Source organism: Hymenobacter lutimineralis (assembly GCF_008271285.1).
Taxonomy (GTDB): domain Bacteria; phylum Bacteroidota; class Bacteroidia; order Cytophagales; family Hymenobacteraceae; genus Hymenobacter; species Hymenobacter lutimineralis.
In genome coordinates this window covers 267,391-287,593 of record NZ_VTHL01000001.1, presented here as the reverse complement: position 1 = coordinate 287,593, position 20,203 = coordinate 267,391, and the positions used below count along the sequence as shown (strand labels likewise).

Annotated in this window: 11 protein-coding genes; 7 read left to right on the top strand and 4 right to left on the bottom strand. The window is 62.2% G+C overall.

The window, feature by feature from the left end:
- The first annotated feature begins 97 nt into the window (after nucleotides 1–97).
- The 4 genes from FY528_RS01120 (at nucleotide 98) to FY528_RS01105 (ending at nucleotide 8,166) form a co-directional block, all read left to right on the top strand.
- On the top strand, nucleotides 98–613 hold the full coding sequence (locus FY528_RS01120) for a GreA/GreB family elongation factor (protein ID WP_149069143.1): 516 nt from the start codon (nucleotides 98–100) through the stop codon (nucleotides 611–613).
- Between the two features lie 154 nt (nucleotides 614–767).
- Nucleotides 768–2,060 carry a flavin monoamine oxidase family protein gene (locus tag FY528_RS01115; RefSeq protein ID WP_149069142.1) on the top strand — a complete coding sequence of 431 codons (1,293 nt, stop codon included), beginning with the start codon at nucleotides 768–770 and terminating at the stop codon, nucleotides 2,058–2,060.
- Nucleotides 2,061–2,747: 687 nt separating this feature from the next.
- Nucleotides 2,748–6,983 (top strand): Ig-like domain-containing protein, encoded by a 4,236-nt coding sequence (locus tag FY528_RS01110; protein WP_149069141.1) that lies wholly within the window; start codon nucleotides 2,748–2,750, stop codon nucleotides 6,981–6,983.
- A gap of 166 nt (nucleotides 6,984–7,149) precedes the next feature.
- The gene (locus tag FY528_RS01105; RefSeq protein WP_149069140.1) at nucleotides 7,150–8,166 is read left to right on the top strand and encodes a zinc dependent phospholipase C family protein; all 1,017 of its coding nucleotides are present in this window, start codon (nucleotides 7,150–7,152) and stop codon (nucleotides 8,164–8,166) included.
- A 71-nt stretch (nucleotides 8,167–8,237) separates the two neighbouring features.
- Here the strand turns inward: FY528_RS01105 and FY528_RS01100 are convergent, their stop codons facing one another.
- The gene (locus tag FY528_RS01100) at nucleotides 8,238–8,987 is read right to left on the bottom strand and encodes a PD-(D/E)XK nuclease-like domain-containing protein (protein ID WP_149069139.1); all 750 of its coding nucleotides are present in this window, start codon (nucleotides 8,985–8,987) and stop codon (nucleotides 8,238–8,240) included.
- A 238-nt stretch (nucleotides 8,988–9,225) separates the two neighbouring features.
- Between FY528_RS01100 and FY528_RS01095 the strand changes: the two genes are divergently transcribed.
- Nucleotides 9,226–9,642, top strand: coding sequence for a SpoIIAA family protein (locus FY528_RS01095; protein ID WP_149069138.1), 417 nt, complete (start codon nucleotides 9,226–9,228; stop codon nucleotides 9,640–9,642).
- A 76-nt stretch (nucleotides 9,643–9,718) separates the two neighbouring features.
- Here FY528_RS01095 and FY528_RS01090 read toward each other — a convergent pair whose 3' ends face one another.
- The 3 genes from FY528_RS01090 to FY528_RS01080 all read right to left on the bottom strand — a co-directional run bounded on the left by FY528_RS01090 (nucleotide 9,719) and on the right by FY528_RS01080 (nucleotide 17,046).
- The gene (locus FY528_RS01090) at nucleotides 9,719–11,614 is read right to left on the bottom strand and encodes a glycosyl hydrolase family 18 protein (protein ID WP_149069137.1); all 1,896 of its coding nucleotides are present in this window, start codon (nucleotides 11,612–11,614) and stop codon (nucleotides 9,719–9,721) included.
- Between the two features lie 165 nt (nucleotides 11,615–11,779).
- Nucleotides 11,780–14,638: an RICIN domain-containing protein gene (locus FY528_RS01085; protein WP_149069136.1), complete on the bottom strand. Its 2,859-nt coding sequence runs from the start codon at nucleotides 14,636–14,638 to the stop codon at nucleotides 11,780–11,782.
- Between the two features lie 188 nt (nucleotides 14,639–14,826).
- Complete coding sequence (locus FY528_RS01080) at nucleotides 14,827–17,046, bottom strand: beta-1,3-glucanase family protein (RefSeq protein ID WP_149069135.1); 2,220 nt, start codon at nucleotides 17,044–17,046, stop codon at nucleotides 14,827–14,829.
- A 639-nt stretch (nucleotides 17,047–17,685) separates the two neighbouring features.
- On the opposite strand from FY528_RS01080, the gene FY528_RS01075 reads away from it, so the two are divergent.
- On the top strand, nucleotides 17,686–19,053 hold the full coding sequence (locus tag FY528_RS01075) for a TolC family protein (protein ID WP_187631942.1): 1,368 nt from the start codon (nucleotides 17,686–17,688) through the stop codon (nucleotides 19,051–19,053).
- A gap of 14 nt (nucleotides 19,054–19,067) precedes the next feature.
- Nucleotides 19,068–20,201, top strand: a complete 1,134-nt coding sequence (locus FY528_RS01070) for an efflux RND transporter periplasmic adaptor subunit (RefSeq protein WP_149069133.1) — start codon at nucleotides 19,068–19,070, stop codon at nucleotides 20,199–20,201.
- Nucleotides 20,202–20,203 lie beyond the last annotated feature (2 nt).

The window sequence follows — 20,203 nt, the reverse complement described above, 5'->3', positions numbered from 1 at the left end:
AAGCGGCCGCAAAAGGATGGCGCCAAGGTAATAGTCCCGGCCGATTCGGCCTAAGCCAACGGGTAACCTCCCCTGGCTCCCAGCGTTAAGGACAGGTATGAGCAGAGCATTTGCCAAAGAGGAAGATTCACTGGAGGCGCCCATTATTCCGCCGCGGGCTGCCTTGCCGCCGGGCACGCCCAACTACGTGACGCCCCGGGGCCTGGAGCTCCTGCGCCAAGAGCTGCAGGCCCTGGAAGCCGAACGCACCCAGGCCGAAGCCAACCGCGAAAACGAAGCCGACCGCACCCGGCAACTCACCGTGCTGAATGGTCGGCTAAGTGCCCTGAGTGCCCGGCTGGCTACGGCCAAGGTGGTCGACCCCCGTACGCAGCCCCCGCAGGAAGTGCGCTTCGGTGCCACGGTTACGCTGCGCACCGTGCAGGGTGCAAAACCAGGCTTGGTGCGCTCCTTCACCCTGGTGGGCGTCGACGAGGCCTCGGTGGCCGAGGGGCGTGTCGCGTTTATTTCTCCCATTGCCCGGGCCATTCAGGGGGCGCGGCTGGGGCAACAGGTGCGCGTGCCCCCAGCCGAAACGGTGGAAATAACGGCCATTTGCTACCCCGCTGACTAGTGCCCGGCAAGGCTGACTTTACCGACAGCGCAAGCCCTGCTGCCAAGCCGAGGGGCGGCCCCGCCGACGTATCGCACGCCAGGCATTCCGGCCGCAAAAATGTTTCTTTGTCCTTATTTCAGCCCGTTCCAGCTGCTTGCGCTTTTTTGCCCCTATGCCTGAAGATGTTGTTGATTTATTGATTATCGGGGCGGGCGCGGCGGGCTTGCTGGCCGCGCGCGAAGTAAGCCGGGCGGGGCGCACGGTGGCCCTGCTGGAGGCCCGCAACCGGGTGGGCGGCCGCATCTATACGTTTCAGGAGGGCGGCTTTACGGCGCCCGTTGAAGGCGGAGCGGAGTTTATTCACGGAGATGCTCCCCTGACCAAGGCTTTGCTGCGCGAAGCTCAGGTACCGTGGTTGAGCACCGCCGGCCGCAACTACGAGGTGCAGGCGGGCCAGGTGCAGGAGTCCACCGATTTTTTGCCCGACATGCCGGCTTTGCTGGATAAGCTTCAGGCCCTACCCCAGGACATGTCCCTGGCTGATTTCCTGCACACGCACTTTCCTGGCCCCGAGCACCAGCAGCTGCGGGAGCGGGTTACGCAGTTTGCGGAGGGCTACAACGCCGCCGATGCCCGCTTGGCCAGCGCGTTTGCCTTGCGCGATGAGTGGGCCGGTGGCGGGGCCGAAGACTCCCCGAGGCCAGTAGGCGGGTATGGTCAGCTGATGGATTTTCTGCAGCGGCAGGCGCAGGAAGCGGGGGCGGCACTGCACCTCGCCACGGCCATCCGGCAGCTTAGCTGGCAGCCGGGCCAGGTGGTGGCCGAAGATCAGTTGGGCCACACCCTGCAAGCCCGGCAGGCCCTGATTACCGTGCCTACGGGGGTGCTGCGCGCCCATCCAACGCAGCCGGGCCACCTGGCCTTCAGCCCGGAGTTGCCCGCACACCGCCAGGCGGCCGCGCACCTGGGCTTTGGCGACGTTATTAAGGTGCTGCTGGAATTTGAGGAACCCTTCTGGCCGGGGGTGTCCGCCGTGCCCGACCTGGGCTTTATCTTTTCTGACGCCCCTATTCCTACCTGGTGGTCGCAACGGCCTGTACCCCGTCCCTTGCTGACGGGTTGGCTGGGTGGGCCAGCCGCTACCCGGCACCGGCACACCCCCGATGCTGAACTGCTGGAGCTGGCCCTCAACTCATTGGCCGCAACCCTTACCGTGCCGGTACAGCAGCTCCAACAGCAGGTGGTGGCCCACCGCGTGCTCAACTGGGGCGCCGACCCGTGGGCCCAGGGGGCTTACTCCTACGTGTCGGTAGAGGCAGCGGCAGCCCGGCAAGTGCTTAGCACTCCCGTTGCAAACACGCTCTTTTTTGCCGGGGAAGGCCTCTACGAGGGCCCCTACACCGGAACGGTAGAAGCTGCCCTGGTTAGCGGCCGAAACGCGGCCCGGCAAATTCTGCAAGCCTAGCGGCCGACCAGCAACGGTGGCCGGGGAACGTTAATCAGGGTTACTGGCCCAGCTTGGCTGGCAGCGTGGCCTTTAGCGGTTCGGGCAATCTTCTTGGGCCTTTCCCTGGCTTCTAACCTGGCGCATCGCAGATGCGCAGCATTTTTAGCTTGGTAGTTGCATCTAGCTGCGTCTGTTAGCGGGGCTCTGCGGCTACTCATTTTTTGGAAAATATCAAGTACACCAACCCAGGTATAATTCTATTATTTCCTATAAATCTATTCCAATACGCTGGAGTAAAAACCGCCGCTCACAGGTGTTCGGATGCCGTGTGACCAAGGCTTTCCGGACTAGCCTTGCCGCCGTTATTCCGTGTATGGCTCTTAACCGGCTCCCCGCGAACAGACCACTGATCAAAAGCCGTATACTATTGATTTATAGCGCTTATTGTTGAGCTTACAAAGCTAAAAATACCCGGATGTGGGTATTGCAGCTGCCTGATTGCGCCTCTATCTTGGCCCGCAGCCGCCTTGGTTTGCCCGCTACTATCCGCCCTACCCAATATTGCCCCGGCCCTGCTTCCCTTGGCAGCCTCAGGCCTTTATAAGTCCTCTTCCGACTTTCCTTTTATCCTGCTTACGGCCGGTTTACCCTGGCCGGAGCAGCTATTGTGCTTTCTTCATTCTTCACCCTCTAACTCCTCTATGCATGGATGACGTCTTCTCTTATTCTGGCTGTGCTACCGGCAATGCCTCCAGGCACTACCGGCCGCACCGGCTACCCGCAGCGCAGCGGGCCTTTGCGGGCCCGGTGGCCTGGCTGCTGCTCGTGTTGCTGGCCACCGCGGTGCTCCGCAGTACGCCGGCCCAGGCCCAATGGACGGAGCGCAACCTGAACAGCCCTTATCTGCAGAAAGGGGTTATCGATTTCGACATGCCCAGCGCCAACGTAGTGTGGGGCATGCAATACGACGCCAGTGGTGCGAACGGGCCGCGGAACACGTTGTTTCTGTCGACGGACGCGGGCGCAACTTGGGTAAACCGCCTGGTTTCCAGCCCTAACTACTTTAGCTTTTCCAGCTTATCGGCCCTCAGCGCCACTACGGCCTTCATTGGAGGTTTCCGCCAGGGCGGTTTTGGGGGCGTGCTGCTTAAAACCACCGATGGGGGCGCCAGCTTCACGGAGCTGCCCATACCGGCCCTTTCCTTTCTCAACGTCGCCCACTTTTTCAACGCCAGCGTGGGCGTCATTCTCAGCGACGCCACCAACGGGGAGTATGAGATATTCCGCACCACGGATGGCGGCCAGACCTGGATTCAGGTGCCCGACGACAACATTCCGAACGTTACTCCCGGCGACGCCGGGCTCACCAACCTATACACCACCTACGGCGACCATATCTGGTTTGGCACCTTCCTGGGGCATATTTACCATTCTTCCGACCGAGGCGTTACCTGGTCAGAAAGCAACACGGGTATTGGCAATGAAGGCACGTCATCTTCTCTGCGGGACTTTGAGTTCACGGATGCGCTCCACGGCCTAGCTATTGGCCGTAATGGTAAAATTGCCCGCACCCAGGATGGCGGCGCTACCTGGGAGCTAATCACGCCGTGCGGGGATTTTTATGGCACCGTAGTTACGGCGGTACCGGGCTTGCCCAACACCCTGGTAGGCATTGATGGCCGCGCTTCCAACCGGGGCTCCTCCGTTTCCTACGACGGAGGCCAGAGCTGGACCCGGCTGGATGCCGGCACTCAGTACACCGAAGTAATATTCTTCAATGCCACTACCGGCTGGGCCGGCGGCGTTACCCGCAATGGTGGCCAGGGCGGCGTATTCCAGTACACGGGTCCTACGCTTACTATTCCGGTGGTCACCACCACCTCGGCTAGTCGCTGCGGCCCCGGCGCTGTCACGCTCCAGGCGCAGGGTGCCCAACTCAATGGCGCCTACCGCTGGTACACCATGGCTACGGGCGGTACCCCCATCAGTGGAGTTACTTCCGACACTTACTCGCCGGTGCTGACTGCTACCACCACGTACTACGTGAGTGCTACGGCCCCCTGCGGCGACTTTGAAACCGCCCGCGTGGCCGTAACGGGGACTATCAACCCAGTGCCCGGCGCTCCTTCTACAACTTCCAATGAGCGTTGCGGCCCGGGTACAGTAACGCTCGCAGCAGCTGGTACGCCGGCGGGCGGTTCCCACCGCTGGTACACTACGGCCACCGGCGGCACCCCCATTGGTGGAGCCACCACCGCTACCTACACTACACCCAGCCTGACCGGCACCACCACGTATTATGTGAGCACGGTGAGCAGCGCTGGCTGTGAAAGTGCTACGCGGCGAGCCGTGGTAGCCACTATCAACCCTATTCCCGCTGCACCTACCACCACCTCCAATGAGCGGTGCGGCCCAGGCACTATATCCCTACAGGCGGCCGGCGCGCCCACCGGCGGCACTTACCGCTGGTACACCGCCGCCACGGGGGGCACCGCCATCAGCGGGGCCACGGCGGCCACGTATTCGCCTGCGCTTAGCGCCACTACAACCTTCTACGTGAGCACGCTGAGCAGTGCTGGTTGCGAAAGCACCTCCCGCACCGCGGTAACGGCCACCATTAACGCCCTGCCAACGGCGCCCACTACCACGGCAGATGAGCGCTGTGGGGCGGGCAGCGTAACCCTGCAAGCACAGGGCGCTCCAGTCGGAGGCTCGTACCGCTGGTACACCACGGCCACAGCGGGAGCCGCCATTGGCGGAGCTACGCTGGGCACCTACACCACGCCTAGTCTGAGCATGACAACGACTTATTACGTGAGCATTGTCAACGCTCTGGGCTGCGAAAGCGCCACGCGCACGGCGGTGGTAGCGACCATCAACCCACTGCCCACGGCCCCCACCACTACTGCGGCCAACCGTTGCGGCCCCGGCGAGTTGACGCTCGGTGCGGCCGGCACTCCCGCCGGGGGATCCTACCGTTGGTATACTTCAGCCACGGGTGGCACGGCTATCAGTGGGGCTACCAGCGCTACGTACACCACGCCCAGCCTGACGGCAACGACCACCTACTACGTGAGTACTGTAAGCAGCCTGGGTTGCGAAAGTGCCACCCGCACGGCAGTAGTAGCAACCGTGAATGCCATTCCTGCGGCTCCTACGACAACTTCCAATGAGCGGTGTGGTACCGGCGCTGTTACGTTGACTGCCCAAGGGGCTCCTGCGGGCGGTTCGTATCGGTGGTACGCGGCAGCCACGGGTGGCACTGCTATCAGCGGAGCTACGGCCACCACGTATTCGCCGAATGTCAACGCTACGACTACGTATTACGTGAGCACCGTGAGCAGTGCCGGCTGCGAAAGCGCTACCCGCACGGCCGTTACGGCCACCGTCAATGCCCTACCGACGGCCCCCACCACTATGGCTAATAGCCGCTGCGGCACGGGAGCGGTTAGCCTGGAAGCTTCCGGAGCTCCTGCCGGCGGTGCATACCGCTGGTACACTACCGCAACGGGCGGCGCTGCCATCAATGGCGCTACCGGCGCTACGTACACCACGCCTAGCCTGGCAGCTACGACCACGTATTACGTAAGCACCGTGAACAGCCTGGGCTGCGAAAGTGCTGCCCGCACGGCAGTAGTAGCGACCATCAATGCCCTCCCGACGGCCCCCACGGTTACGGCTGCCCAACGCTGCGGCGCGGGTGAGCTGACGCTCGGTGCGGCTGGCGCCTCCGCCGGGGGATCCTACCGTTGGTATACTTCAGCCACGGGTGGCACGGCTATCAATGGAGCAACCACCAATGCGTACACCACGCCCAGCCTCAGTGCCAGCACTACCTACTATGTGAGCATCGTGAATGAGGCAGGGTGCGAGAGTGCCACGCGCGCAGCCGTAGCGGCCACCATCAACGCCCTGCCCGTGGCTCCTACCGTAACGGCCCCGGCAACGGTACTGCTGGGACAGGCCGCTACGCTCAGCATCAGCGGCCCGGCCACTGGGGTAACCTATACCTGGACGGGCCCCGGCCTGAGCGCCACGTCGGGCAGCAGCGTGCAGGCCACGCCTACCGCCACGGGTACGGCTACTTACACCGTAACGGCCACTACCACGGCCGGCTGCACCAGCTCCGCGCAGGTGAGCGTTACGGTGATGATTCCAACCGTGAGCAGCCTGCTACCGGCGGAAGGACCCATTGGCAGCAACATTACCCTCACGGGCACTGGTTTCTCCATGGTAAGCAAAGTACTGATCGGCAATATGGAAGTGGCTCCTACCAGCAAGACCGACACGGAGCTGGTGCTGGTGATGCCCGACGTAACGGGCAGCCTGACGGGCCCTCAGTACGCAGTGCAGCTTACCTACGGCACTACCGGCGTGGTGTCGGCCGGCACCTTCACCGTGACCTCGCCCTACATTACCAGCTTGTCGGCTACCCAGGGTGCGGCCGGCACGGTTATTCAGGTTATGGGCCAGAACTTCCGGCGCGGTGGCCAGGCCCAGGTGACGGGCATTCAGTTCAATGGCCTGGCGGGCACCGACTTCAGCGTAATCAGTGATACGGAAGCCCAGGCTACGGTGCCTGCCGGCGCCACTACCGGCAAGGTTACGCTTGAATCTACGCTCAACTCCGGCCAAGGCCTGCTCTTCACCGTGACCACAGCCACGCCCAACAAAACCCAGGCGCTGGCCACGCAGATACAGCTCTACCCCAACCCGGCGCAACAGCGGGTGCAGCTGCAGCTACCGACGCTGGCAGCCGGCACGCGGGTGCACGTGAGCTTCTACAACAGCGTAGGCCAGCAGGTGAAGCAGCAGCCCGTAACGCTGACTTCCCCGGGCAAAGCCACGACCGTGGAGTTGGCGGGCTTACCAAATGGCCTGTACCTGGTGCGGATTCAGCTGGGCGACCAGCTCGTGACCAAGTCGCTGATCGTGGAATAAAGGCGGCCGCCAACCGGCGGGTTTATTGCCAGCAAAAAGCCGCTACCCAGCTGGGTGGCGGCTTTTTTGTTGATGGCCGGCGCCCAAAGTCGGAAAAGGTCCGGGGTGCTTGGCCGGCCGCCCAAAACCCCGGACCTTTGTCTTTTACCTACCTGCCTCCGCCCCCATGTTGCTTTCGTTTTTCCGTCTTCCCCGCGTTGTGCTGCTCGTGTGCGGCTTGTTTCTGGCTCCCTCTGCCTTGCTGGCCTGGGGCAACTGGGGGCACCAGCGCATCAATCGGGCGGCAGTGCTGGCTTTGCCCGCGCCCCTGCGCACCTTCTTCTACAACCACGTCGACTTCGTGGTGACGGAGGCCGTTATTCCCGATTCGCGCAAGTACGTTATCAACGACCGGGCGGAGTTTCCGCGTCATTTCATCGACCTGGAGGACTACGGCACCCAGCCCATCAGTGAGCTGCCCCAAACCTCGGCCGAAGCCTATAAGAAATACGATGCCGCCATGCTCGATAAGAGCGGCCGCCTGCCCTGGTACATTCAGGACGTGCTGGCGAAGCTCACCCAATCGATGAAAAACGGGCGCAAGGATGAAATCCTGTTTCTGGCTGCCGACCTGGGCCACTACCTCGGCGACGCCACCCAGCCCCTGCACACCTCCTCCAACCACGACGGGCAGCTGACCGGGCAGAAAGGCATCCATGCCTTCTTCGAGTCGCAGCTGCCCGAGCAGTTTGGCAAGGACTACAACTTCAAGCTCGCCGAGCCCCGCCTGCTGCAGGACCCCGCGGCCGAAGCCTGGCGCATCATTGCCCAAAGCCACGCCGCCGCCGATACGTTGCTGGCCCTGGAGAAAAAGCTGGCCGCCGAAACGCCGCCCGCCAACATCTACGCCCTGAACGCCGATGGGCAGATCAAGAAGAATGTGTTCAACAACCCGGTGCACACCCCGGCCTATTCGGCGGCCTACCACCAGGTCCTCAACCGCATGGTGGAGCGGCAGCTGCGCACGGCCGCCCAGGCCACGGCCAACTTCTGGTACACGGCCTGGGTAAATGCCGGCAAGCCCGACCTTACTGCCCTCGACTCCAACTACACCACCCAGGCCAGCGCCAAGCAGCTGAAGAAGGAACTCAAGGAAATTCAAAAGGGCAAGCTGGTTGATTTCCGGTCGTTTCAGGAGTTTTGATTGAACTCCCTAAACAGCAGCGCCGCCTCCAGAATCTTCTAGGGGCGGCGCTGCTGGTTTAAAGTAGTTCGTTAGCTGTCAAAATCTGGTACCTCAGGCTGGGCGCTGCCGGGCTCCTGGGGCGGGGTGTGGCCCAGCTCCCGGATCATGTCGCGGGCAGCCGAGCTGAGATAGGTAGGCTGGCGGTGCGGGTCGAGGAAGCTGAGCAGGCGCTGGTACTTGGCCCTGCCTTCTTCCAGCATGTGCGGGGGCACCTCGTAGACGTAGATGTGAAAGGGCTCAATTTTCTGCACCCCCACCAGCAGAAACCGCTCGGCCTGCAGGGCGTCGGAGTAGAAGGCCGCTTGGCGGTCGTAGTCGTAGCCCGAGCACTGAGCCGCAAAGTGGTGGTAGTCGCGGGCCAGGGTGGTTTTAAAGTCGATGATGGTGTAGGGCTGGCCGGGCTGATCTACCACCAGGTCGGCCCGGAGCTTGCACAAGGTACCGGTGAGGGGCTCGGTAAACAGGCAGCTGGGCTCGGCTATACCGTGCTCGAGCAGCTCGCGCAGGTCTTCGCGCAGCCGTACACCTTCTACCAGCCACCAGATTAGCGTATCGTTTACCAAGGGGTAGCTGGGCACGTACTGCTCTGGTTCCAGCAAAGCCGTGTGAAACGCCGTACCAAAGCTCAGGGCTGGCGCATTGCCGCCTCCTTCGCGCCGGGGCTTGCCGCTGAGTGCGTCGCGCAGGCGGGAAAGGTCAGAGTTGGCAATGGCCGGCAAGGCGCGGTAGTCGTCGTAGGATAAGCGCAGTAAATCGGGGCGGCGGGTGGAGTCGGGCATAGGGTAGCAAGCGGCCGTTGTTCAGGGGGCCGCTTAGAGAGTATACCGGCAGGAAAAAAATGGGTTCAGCCCTCCTGTCTTGAGGCCCGAACCCACTGCCAATAGCCTGAAAGATAAGCCCCGCTCCACAGACAACCAAAGCCAGGGCCAAATGCAGCTTGCTTTTGACGGTCAGTGGCCCGGCATCTTTCTCCAGGAGCTACTATTTGTAGGCTACGGGCAGTAGGTTTGCGGCATCATGGAAACTTCCCCGCTGATTTATTTTGCCAACCCCGTAGGCCGCGTTATAGATAACCCGCAGGGCTTTGGCCGGCTGATTTATCAGCCGGGACCACGCCAAACTGAGGACTTCCGGGGGTTTCTTAGCCACGTGATTCGCCTATTGGCGAGCCGACCTGGTGGACGGCTGCTCATCGATCAGCGCCAGATGCAGCCCTTTACTGCCGAAGAACAGACGTATATGGTGCAGGAATGGCTGCCACGCATGGTGGCGGATGGCGGCTACCGTTACGGCTCCGTGCTCGTGGCCGACAATGTGTTTGCCCGCCTGGCTACGGCTACAGTCATTACGGCGGCACGTGGCTTGCACCTCACCTATCAGTATTTCGAGCGGGAAGGCGACGCCGTGGCTTGGCTGCTTCAACAACCCACGTAACATCTTTCCTTAAAACATAGAAGGCGGCTCCTCAGGAAGCCGCCTTCTTTTGCCTTACGCGAGTATTACCCTTAGCCTATTGCCGGCTAAAGCGGCGGGTGATGAGCTGCCCATCTTTGGCCGTGACGACCAAGGTGTAGAGCCCGGCCTTCAGGGCGCGCACACTCAGCGTGCCCTGGTCCAAGGTGCCGCTGGCCACGCGCCGCCCCTGCATGTCCAGTACCGTGTAGCCACTGCCCGTCAGGTTCAGCGCCGAGACCACGTGTAGGCGCTCCGCCACCGGATTCGGATACAGCTGCGTGGCCTGCGCCTCCGTCGACTCCTGGCTGGCCAGGGCCGTGCCCCGCCCCGCCGCTTTGCTGATGCGCACCCAGTTCAGGTTCCAGCCCCCGGTCTGGGCGTAGATGCCGACGTTGTAGGTGCCCGCGTTGATGGTCACCGTCTTCGAGACCGTCGTCCAGTTCTGCCAGCCCCCCGTGCCGGGAATCGTGGTGTTGCCCAGCTGAATGCTGCCCGCGTTCAGGTCCGCGGAAATCGTGCCGCCCGCCCCGCCGCTGGCCACGCGGTACTCAATCAGGTACTGACCCGTGGTGGGGAAGCTGATGGTGTTCCAGACCAGGTAGTCGCCGGCATCCACCCAGCCCATGTTCTGCCCGCCGCCCGTGTCCGTGGTCGGCTCGGCCGTCATGCCATTGTTGACGTTTGCCGCTTCCGCCTGCAGCGTCACGCTGAAGCCCGTGCTGGTGGTGGCGCGCACCCGCAGCGAGGTGGCCTTGTCATTCCAGTTGCCCGTGCCCAAGGCATTGCCCACCAGGCAGCTGTTGCCGGCGCTGCCCACCGTCAGCGAGGCGCCGGTGAAGTTGTCACTTTCATAAAGCACCACCTCGTAGCCGGCGTTTACTTTGAGCGAGGAAATATCATCGTTAAGAATACCGCGGCTCTGCAAAGCGGCCAGGTTATAGTTGCCCGCTGGCAGGCCTACGGCTGTGCCCGTGTAGTTGCAGTCCTTGTACATGGTGGCTACGCCGCTGGGAGGAGGAGGCGTCGTGCCGTTACGCTGCACCACTACTTGGTTGATGGCCGTCAACAGCGAATAAGTACCCGTAGCGTCGCCGCCCAGTTGCCAGATCATGATGCCGCCCCCTTGGTCGAAGGCTAAGTTGGTTTTGCTTTTGATGGTAGGAATGCCGTTGTAGCCAATGTTCTGGAACAAGTCGGCGTTAGGGTCGGCACCACGTGACAGTAGCGAGGCATACGTTTCGCCGCCGGCTTGGCCGTAGAACGGCACGCCCAGCACTGTTTTGTTAGCCGCCAGCCCGCGCCCGCGCCAGTAGCTAATGGACTGCGACGCCAGCGCGTAAGTAGAGTGAGCCGGGGCCGCATCATCATAGGCCATGATGTTGAGAAAATCCACGTTGTTGAGCACGCTGTTGAGGATGTACGGCCCGGCCCAGGTGCCCCCGGCTACGGCCGTCGTCAGCAGCTTGCCCCGGCTGTGGAGCTGGGTGGCCAGGTCCTGCATCACGGCCGCGTAGCCATTGGCCGAAGCCGATGTAGGGTGCTCCCAGTCGATGTCGATGCCATCCAGGCCATACTGGTTGGCAAAGTTGATGAGGTTGGTAGTGAAGTTGCGGGTGTAAGTGGCGTTGTTGCCGATAGACACAAACTCCGTGGGGTTGCCGTCGTTCATCCAGCCACCCACCGAAATCAGCACCTTTACCCCGCGGGCGTGGGCCGTAGCCACCAAACTCTGGAGCTTACTGGGGTTGTCGATGGGCCGCAGACTGCCGTCGGCGTTGGGCAGCAGAAAGGCGTAGTTGATGTGCGTGAGCTTGTCGTACTGCACGGTGTTCACGTCGCCCGTCCACGAAGGCAGGTAACCGATAACCTTAAACTGGGCAAAGGCGGGCCCTACGGCTAGTAGCCAGACCAGTAGGGCCAAAGCATTTTTCAGAAGCGTAGTCGTTTTCATTCGGTGGTGGTTGGTTGTGGAAAAGAGGTAATCAGACTGTGTAGAAGCGTTGATAAAGGCGGCGCTTGGTGAAAGGATTTGCCGCTGGTAGCGCGAGGGTCAGCTTCAAGCCCATCATGCGGAGCAGGCCAGTGCATGATGGGCTTAGTGGCTGCCGAGGCCGGTTTACTGCTTGCTGAAGCGGGTAGTCAGCTGCTGGCGGTCCAGGGTTTGTACCACGAGAGTGTAGAGCCCGGGCTTTAGGGCCGATACGTCGACCGATTTGCCATCATAAGTACCGCGCCATACCTCGCGGCCATCCAGACCCACGATGCGCAGCTGCTCACCGGTTTGCAGCTTGGCAGAGGCCAGCGTGAGGCGGTCAGCTACCGGGTTGGGATAAAGCTCTAGGCCGGCTTTGGTGGCATTAGCCCCCTTCAAGGCAATGGCGGCCCCACCTACCCGGGTAATGCGCACCCAATTCAGGTTCCAGCCCGCGCTCTGGGCGTAGACACCGAAGTTATAGGTCCCGGCATTAATGCTCACCGTCTTCGACACGGTCGTCCAATTCTGCCAGCCCCCCGTGCCGGGAATTGTGGTGTTGCCCAGCTGGATGCTGCCGGCGTTCAGGTCGGCGGAGATGGTGCCCCCGGCTACGGCGCTGGCCACGCGGTACTCAATGGTGTATTGGCCCGTCGTGGGGAAGTTGATGCCGTTCCAGACTAGGTAGTCACCTGGGTCCACGGTGCCCATATCCTGGCCGCCTTCCGAGCAGGTTTCCACCACCATGCCGTTGTTCACGTTGGCAGCTTCGGCCTGCAAGGTGGTAGTAAAGGCCGAGGCCACCGGCGTCAGGCGCCACTGCTGGCCGGGCGTGCCGTTGTCGGGCCACTGCTGCACGGCAGCGCTGCCGGCGGTAGAGCCACCGGCTACTTCCACCAGTTTGCCGCTGTGCTTGGCAATCAGCTTGAAGTACCCGTCGCCGGTGCTTTGGGCAATGAACTGCTGGTTGGCGCCGCCCACGTAGCTCCACTGGTTCAGGCGGGCTCCATCGGCGGTGCTTACGCCCGCCACATCAAGGGCTTTGCCGCTATGCACGGCCGTAATCTGATACACGCCCCCACCCAAGTGGGTGAAGTTGAACTGCTGGCAGGTGCAGCCGTTGCCAGTCCACTGAATCAGCAGGGCTCCATCGGCAGTGTTGGCGCCGTCCACGTCCAGGTTCAGGCCGCTGTTGCGGTTTTGTAGGGTGTACGTGCCGCTCAGGTTGGTAACGCCGGCCGTGCGCACTCGCAGAGAGGAGGCGCGGTCGTTCCAGGTGTTGCCTACCAGGCAGCTGTTGCTGGCATTCACCACTATCGAAGCCCCGGCGAAGTTGTCGTTTTCGTAGAGCACCACTTCGTAGCCGGTATTCACCTTCACCGAGGAAATGTCGTCGTTGAGGATGCCGCGGCTCTGCAGGGCGGCCAAGGTGTAGTCGCCGGCATCAAGGCCCACCGCCGTGCCGGTATAGTTGCAGTCCTTGTACATAATGGCCACGCCGCTGGTGCTAGTGCCCACCGGGGCGGTGCCGGAAATGGTAAAAGTACCTAGGGAGCCGTAGTCGGAGTACCCGTCGGTGGCGGGGTTGCCGGAGCTGGTGCCGTCTACCTGCAAGTAGTAAGTGCCCGCGCCTAGGTTGGCACTGACGGTGGCATTCAGGGCTCCGCCGGTATCGAAGGTGCCGATCAGGGTGCCGCCGCTGTTGAAGAGGCGCGCCACAATGTCCAGGTCGCCGTGGCGGCCTACGGTGTTCACGTTCAGGTTGACGGCGCCGCCGCTGGTGGTGAAGGAGAAGTAGTCTTGGTCAGAAGTCCGTTCGATGATGCCCCGGCCGGAGAGGCCAGTGCCGTTGCGGGTCAGCCCGGTAGCTCCGCTGATGCTGTTGCTGTGGTCGTCGTTGCGGTAGCCCACGTTGTAAGGCGCCCCCGACATAATAGCCAGGTCATCCTGGGTCTGGCTGGCGGAGGCATACTCGCCGCGGCTCCAGTGCGTAACGGGCTTGTAGTAGCCTGCGCCCATGATGGGCGCCCAACGCGTGGAGCTTTTGCCGTCGTAGTACTCTTCCTGGGGGTTCAGGCGGCCGTCGTGGCTCAGGCCCAGGGTGTGGCCCACCTCATGAGAAGAGGCTTCCCCTCCAGCTTTGGGGTCCGACATAAACACCCAGCACGGGGTATCGTCGTTCCAGTTGAAGGACTGCAGGTACGCCACCCCGCCGGCGCCCGGGGCAGCCGTGTTGGTGGGCGTCACGATGCAGCGCATGCGCATGTTCTTGGGGTAGGAGTTGAACACCGCCTCATCGGTCGTCACGTTCATGTTGAACGGCCGGAAATCCTCGCTCACCAGCTCCCAAAACTCCTGAATCTGGGCGTCGTTGATGCCAGCGGGTGCCGCGTTGATGGGGTTGCCGTTGTTCCAGGGCGTGCCGGACACGTACTGCCCATCGAAGTCGAGCATGATGCAGCCCCGGGCACCGGGGTAGCTCTGCAAGGATATCACCGCTACCGCCGAGGCCTGATTGCCGGACCGACGCAGCTGGTTCTGGTTCATGCCCGTGGGCTTGTCGTAGTGGATGCAGATGACCTTGTTGATATCTACTTCCTGCACGTAAGCGTTGCCCTGCTCATCGGCGGAGTAGCGGTAGGCGCGCTTAGTCCCGCGCAGAATGATGTTGCCTTCTACTTTCCGGCCTTCGATGCGCACCAGAAAGGATGAGCCTTCCACGCCCTGCACCTCCCCTATCAGGTACTCGCCCGTAGCAGAAAGGTCCTGCCGGTAGTTGATTTTGCCGGTGAGCGTTTGGGAGGCCGACACGCGCAACGTGACCGTGGGGCTGGTTTGGCGGCGGGCCGTGCCGGCTGCTACCTGGTTTTCCAGCTGCTGCACCAGCGTTTGCGCAGTACCGAGGCGGAACTTAGGCCCGTCGGGTCGGTTCTGCTGAGCCGAGGCCGCAAGGCTGCCCAGCAGCAGCGCCGCGCTCAGCCCGTAGGAATAAACTTTTTTCATGGAGAGAAGAAAGAAGTGAATGAGGTGGTGAAAAAGAACCGGACGGCGTAGCACCGCCAGCCGCCCGGCTACGGCCCGGCTCACAAGCAAAAGAGGTCAGGTAAGAAGTAGTGAACCTGAAAGCAGTTCAGGACCGGCAACACAAGGCAAAGGGGAAGCCAGCTCAGCTGACTTCCCCTGCCCCTAGCCTATTGCCGGCTAAAGCGGCGAGTGATGAGCTGTCCGTCCTTGGCCGTGACCACGAGCGTGTAGAGCCCGGCCTTCAGCGCGCGCACACTCAGCGTGCCCTGGTCCAGTGTGCCGCTGGCCACGCGCCGCCCCTGCATGTCCAGCACCGTGTAGGCACTGTTAGTCAAGTTTAGCTTCGAGACCACGTGCAGGCGGTCCGCCACCGGATTCGGATACAGCTGCGTGGCCTGCGCCTCCGCTGACTCCTGGGCCGAGAGGGCCGTGCCCCGCCCGGCCGCTTTGCTGATGCGCACCCAGTTCAGGTTCCAGCCCCCGGTCTGGGCGTAGATGCCGACGTTGTAGGTGCCCGCGTTGATGGTCACCGTCTTCGAGACCGTCGTCCAGTTCTGCCAGCCCCCCGTGCCGGGAATCGTGGTGTTGCCGAACTGAATGCTGCCCGCGTTCAGGTCCGAGGAAATCGTGCCCCCGGCTCCGCCGCTGGCTACGCGGTACTCAATCAGGTACTGGCCCGTGGTGGGGAAGGTGATGTTGTTCCAGACCAGGTAGTCGCCGGCATCTACCCAGCCCATGTTCTGCCCACCGCCCGTGTCGGTGGTCGTCTCGGCCGTCATGCCGTTGTTGACGTTGGCGGCCTCCGCCTGCAGCGTCAGGCTGAAGCCCGTGCTGGTGGTAGCGCGCACCCGCAGCGAGGTGGCCTTGTCGTTCCAGTTGCCCGTGCCCAGGGCGTTGCCCACCAGGCAGCTGTTGCCGGCGCTGCCCACCGTCAAGGCCCCGCCCGTGAAGTTGTCGTTCTCGTAGAGCACCACTTCGTAGCCGGCGTTGACCTTGAGCGAGGAAATATCATCGTTGAGGATGCCCCGGCTTTGCAGCGCGGCCAGCGTGTAGTCGCCCGCGCCCAGGCCCACGGCCGTGCCCGTGTAGTTGCAATCTTTATACATGGTAGCCACGCCCGTTACCGGAGGCGTAGTTCCGGCGAAGCCCCCAAACGTAGCGACAACCTTAGTGGGCTGGGCCGCGTGCAGGCTGGAGGACTGGTCATTCACGTCATCATAAGCGAAGCCGTAGTTCAGGTTGTCGACGCTGATGCCACCCTGGTGCCAGAACTTGGCGTAGTAGTTGGCCGGGGCCGTGAGGTAGTACTGGCCGGCGTTGTACCAGTTTTGTTGGCCGGGGTTAGTGGTGGTGGTGTTCACCACGTGGCGGTTGATGGCCGCGCACAGCTGCGACTGAATCACCAGGTCCAGGTCGCCGTCGCCCACGCGCTGGTCGAGTACACCTTTGCCCTCCAGTACTTCTTGCGTAGTAGGCTTGCGCGACACAATACCCGTGCGGCCTACAAAGCCTCCCGACTGCCCTACCACTGTGAGGCGACCATTGCTGATGCGTCCTTTGAACACGCCCGCGTCGCCAGCATAGAAAATCAGGTCTTCGTTGACGTACTTGTTCCAGATGGCATCAATGTAAGCGCCGAAGTAGTTAGCGTAGGCTCCACCGGCCTGGAATGGGGCCGACTTGCCAGGGCAGGTAATCGTGCCAGCCGCAGCATTACGCAGCCCCTGAAACTCGGCGGGCGCGAAGCTCTGATAGGCAGCCAGGATGTCGGCGTGGCTTTTCAGCTCGCCGGCGCGCTTGTAGTAGCCATTGCCCCACAACTCCAGGCCCATGGGGTAGTTGTAGGAGTCTACGCGGGTGTGGTTGCCAAAGAACCCGTACTGGTTGTTGGTCAGCTCAATGAACTCGTAACGAATGCCTTTATTCGGGTCGTTGGGGTTCTGAAAGTCCGGGGCAGCGTAGCCCGAAGGCGCCCCTGAGGCCCCGAAGAAGTACAGGTACAGCTGCTGGCCCTGGGAGATGAACACCCGGCAGCCGGCAATGTAGGGCAGCGTGAAGGTTTTGTTGGGAATATTGCTCAGCCGGGTAAAGCAGGCCGCGTACTTGGAGTTCTGCCCGGGGCCGGTGTTGCCGTTATAGGTCGGGCCGGTCACGGTATTGTACGAGGAGGACATGGGCAGCACCTGCCCGTTGGCGGCGTTGATCCAGAGGTGGTTGCCAGCGGCGTCCTTGCCCACAATAGCCACGTAGAGGTCGGTATCGGGGAAAGGCGAGTTATTGGCAATGGTAAACGGAATGCTGCCCTGGGCCCGGCTAAAAGCGGGGAGCAGCAAAAGCCAGAGCAGGGCGGCAACGCCCGGCAGCGAAGTGCGGAAAGGTTTGAGCATGGTTGTGGGAGTTTGGTGAGAAGAGGCAATACAGTTCAGCCTCACGGGCGCGCGAGGACAGCAACTTCAGGGCGGGGGGTTCTGCGGCCGGCACTAAGGAAGGCTTCGGCCCCGGAAGGGCGCCACCAGGCAGCAGAGGATACAATAGGAGGCGTGGCTGCCGAAGAAAGGCAGTGTGGGGAAGCGGTGCGGTTGAAAGATAGTTGGCTTTTTAGAAGAAATAAAAGCCGTAATCCAAGCCAAACAAGCGGCAAAGCCCCTGCTATTGCGCTTACAACGCACGCTGGACGGCCCAGGCCCGCACCCGGCAGCTGACATATGCCCACTGTTGCGAGCCTGGCAGCTGAACCGTTTTTCGCTTAAAAAACAATCAAAATACTTCCGTTAACGCGCAACTTTATTGCAACATCGGCAGCGGCAGCTCCTATTCTGCGGAGTTTGCAACCTAAACGGCGGAGCTACGGTACTACTCAACCATTTACGCTGCGCCCCCGCGGGCTGCAGCAAAAAGTTGACGGCTGCCTGCAACCCTGTAGGTACATTCATTGCCCCTTGCGCGGGCGGCGGCCTTGCCGCAGTGCTTCCCAAACCACGTGCAACGTCCATAACTTTTCAGGTAGCTACCCGGTTTTCATGGCTATGTGCCTTTTTCAATCATGTGCGCGCACGGTGGGCGGGGTTCTGCTCGGCCTGCTGGGCGTACTGCACCCTCAGGCCGGAAAAGCCCAGACGGCCGCCCCGGCCGGGCCGCCCGCCGGGCCCCTCTCCCTCACCCAGTGCCTGCAGGTGGCCCTCGTCAACCAGCCCGACGTACGGCAGGCCCGCCTCAACGAAGAAACGGCCGAGGCCGACATCCGCATTGCCCGGGCTGCCTGGCTGCCGCAGGTAGGTCTTACGGCTTCGGCCCAGCACTATTTCGGGCTGCCTTTCACCGTCATTCCCATTGATGGCGTGAATACCCCGCGCCAGATTGGGCTGCGCAACACGTCTACCGTTGGGCTAAGCGGCACCCAGGTTATCTACAACAACGACGTGAACCTGGCCGCCCGCGGGGCCCGCTTCACCCGCCAGGGTGCCCGCCAAAACACCACCAACACCCGCATTGGGGTGGTAGCGGCCGTGAGCAAGGCGTTTTACGACATCCTGCTCTCCCAGCGCCAGGTGGCCGTTTTTCAGGAAGACGTAACCCGCCTGCAGCGCAACCTGCGCGATGCCCGGGCCCGCTACGAAGTGGGCCTGGTAGACAAGACCGACTTTCTGCAGGCGGAAATTTCCCTGAACAACTCCCTGGCCGGCCAGAAGCAGGCCCAGGAAAGCATCAAGGCCAAAACCGCTTACCTCAAGGAGCTGATGGGCCTACCCCTGGCCCAGCCCGTGGCCCTGCAGTACGACACCCTGCGCCTGGAGCAGGACGCTTCCCTCGACACCACAGCGGGCCTGAACCCCAACAACCGCATCGAGATTCAGCAGCTGCAGACTCAGAAGTCTTTGCAGGGCGTCACGGTCGACTACTACCGTCTGGGCTTTTTGCCGTCGTTTTCGGCGTTTGGCAACTACAACTCGGTGTACCAGAACAACAACCTCAGCGACTTGTACGGCCGGCGCTTCCCCAACTCCTTCGCCGGGCTGCAAGCCACGCTGCCCATCTTCACGGGCTTCCGGCGCACCCAGAACCTGCGCCGGGCCCGCCTCCAGGACCAGCGCCTCGACGAGGAAATCAGCAGCACCCGCAACCAGATCAGCACGGAATACGCCCGGGCCCTGGCTTCTTACAACAGCTACTACAACGACTACCTCCTGGGCAAGCGCAACCTTGAGCTGTCGAAGCAGGTGTACACGGTAGTGGAGCTTCAGTACAAGGAAGGCATCAAAACCTACCTCGACCTGCTGGTGGCGCAAACCACCCTGCGCACTTCTCAGCTTAACTACTACAGCGCCCTGTTTCAGGTGCTGGCCAGCAAAGTAGATGTGCAGCGCGCCCAGGGCGTGCTCCCCACCGACTATTAACTCTCGATTTAGCAATGCATACGAACTACCGAATCTGGGGGGCAGCGTTGGGCCTGCTTAGCCTAAGCGCGTGCGGCAACAAAGAAGCCGAACAGCAGAAAAATGCAGCCCCACCACCTACCCCGGTTACGCTGGTGACGGCCCGCACCACCGACGCCGTGTACTACGACGACTACCCGGCCACCGTCGTAGCCATCAACAACGTGGAGCTGCGCAGCCAGATTACGGGCTTCGTCACGGCTATTTCCTTTAAGGAAGGCGAAATAGTGCCCAAGGGCAAGACGCTCTACGAAATAGACCGCCGCAAATACGAAGCCGCCTACCAGCAGGCCTTGGCGGGCCTGCGCACAGCCCGCGCCCTGGCCCAGAATGCCAAAGTGAACCTGGACCGCTACCAGCGCCTGCTGCAGCAGGATGCCATTGCCCGCCAGATTGTGGATAACGCCGCCACCTCCTACGCCACGGCCCAGGCTCAGATTGCCGAGGCCCAGGCCGGGGTGAACTCGGCCCGCACCGACCTCGACTTTGCTTCTATCAAAGCCCCCTTCACCGGGCGCATTGGCATCTCACAGGTGCGCCTAGGCTCCCAGGTTAGTGCGGGCAGCACCCTGCTCAATACCGTCAGCGCCGAAAACCCGATGGGCGTGGACTTCGTGGTGACGGAGGCGGATCTGGCCCGGTTCGTGGCCTTGCAAAACCAGCGCGGCACCGCTTCCGACTCTACCTTCCGCCTCGATTTGCCCGATGGCACCACTTACAACCAACCGGGCAAGATTTTGGCCATCGACCGGGGCGTGAACCAGCAGACGGGTACTGTGCAGGTGCGGGTGCAGTTCCCGAACCCCGAGCGCAAACTCAAGGATGGCCTCAGCGCCGTACTGCGCGTACTCAACCGGCAGTCGGGCCGCCGCCTGGTGGTGCCCTTTAAGGCCGTGGTGGAGCAGATGGGCGAGAACTTCGTGTTTGTGGCCGGCGACTCCAGCAAGGCCCGCCAGCACAAGGTGCAGCTGGGCCCCCGCCTGCGCGACCAGATTGTCATCATGTCCGGCATCAACGAAGGCGACCAGGTAGTAACCGAGGGCCTGAACCGCCTGCGCGATGGGGGCCAGATTACTACCGGCGCACCCGTAACTGGTGCGGCCAAATAACC

Coding starts and splice junctions, on each gene's coding strand:
- FY528_RS01105 (WP_149069140.1), top strand. CDS start 7,150: ATGTTGCTTTCGTTTTTCCGTCTTCCCCGCGTTGTGCTGCTCGTGTGC.
- FY528_RS01110 (WP_149069141.1), top strand. CDS start 2,748: ATGGATGACGTCTTCTCTTATTCTGGCTGTGCTACCGGCAATGCCTCC.
- FY528_RS01080 (WP_149069135.1), bottom strand. CDS start 17,046: ATGCTCAAACCTTTCCGCACTTCGCTGCCGGGCGTTGCCGCCCTGCTC.
- FY528_RS01120 (WP_149069143.1), top strand. CDS start 98: ATGAGCAGAGCATTTGCCAAAGAGGAAGATTCACTGGAGGCGCCCATT.
- FY528_RS01085 (WP_149069136.1), bottom strand. CDS start 14,638: ATGAAAAAAGTTTATTCCTACGGGCTGAGCGCGGCGCTGCTGCTGGGC.
- FY528_RS01095 (WP_149069138.1), top strand. CDS start 9,226: ATGGAAACTTCCCCGCTGATTTATTTTGCCAACCCCGTAGGCCGCGTT.
- FY528_RS01070 (WP_149069133.1), top strand. CDS start 19,068: ATGCATACGAACTACCGAATCTGGGGGGCAGCGTTGGGCCTGCTTAGC.
- FY528_RS01100 (WP_149069139.1), bottom strand. CDS start 8,987: ATGCCCGACTCCACCCGCCGCCCCGATTTACTGCGCTTATCCTACGAC.
- FY528_RS01090 (WP_149069137.1), bottom strand. CDS start 11,614: ATGAAAACGACTACGCTTCTGAAAAATGCTTTGGCCCTACTGGTCTGG.
- FY528_RS01075 (WP_187631942.1), top strand. CDS start 17,686: ATGTGCCTTTTTCAATCATGTGCGCGCACGGTGGGCGGGGTTCTGCTC.
- FY528_RS01115 (WP_149069142.1), top strand. CDS start 768: ATGCCTGAAGATGTTGTTGATTTATTGATTATCGGGGCGGGCGCGGCG.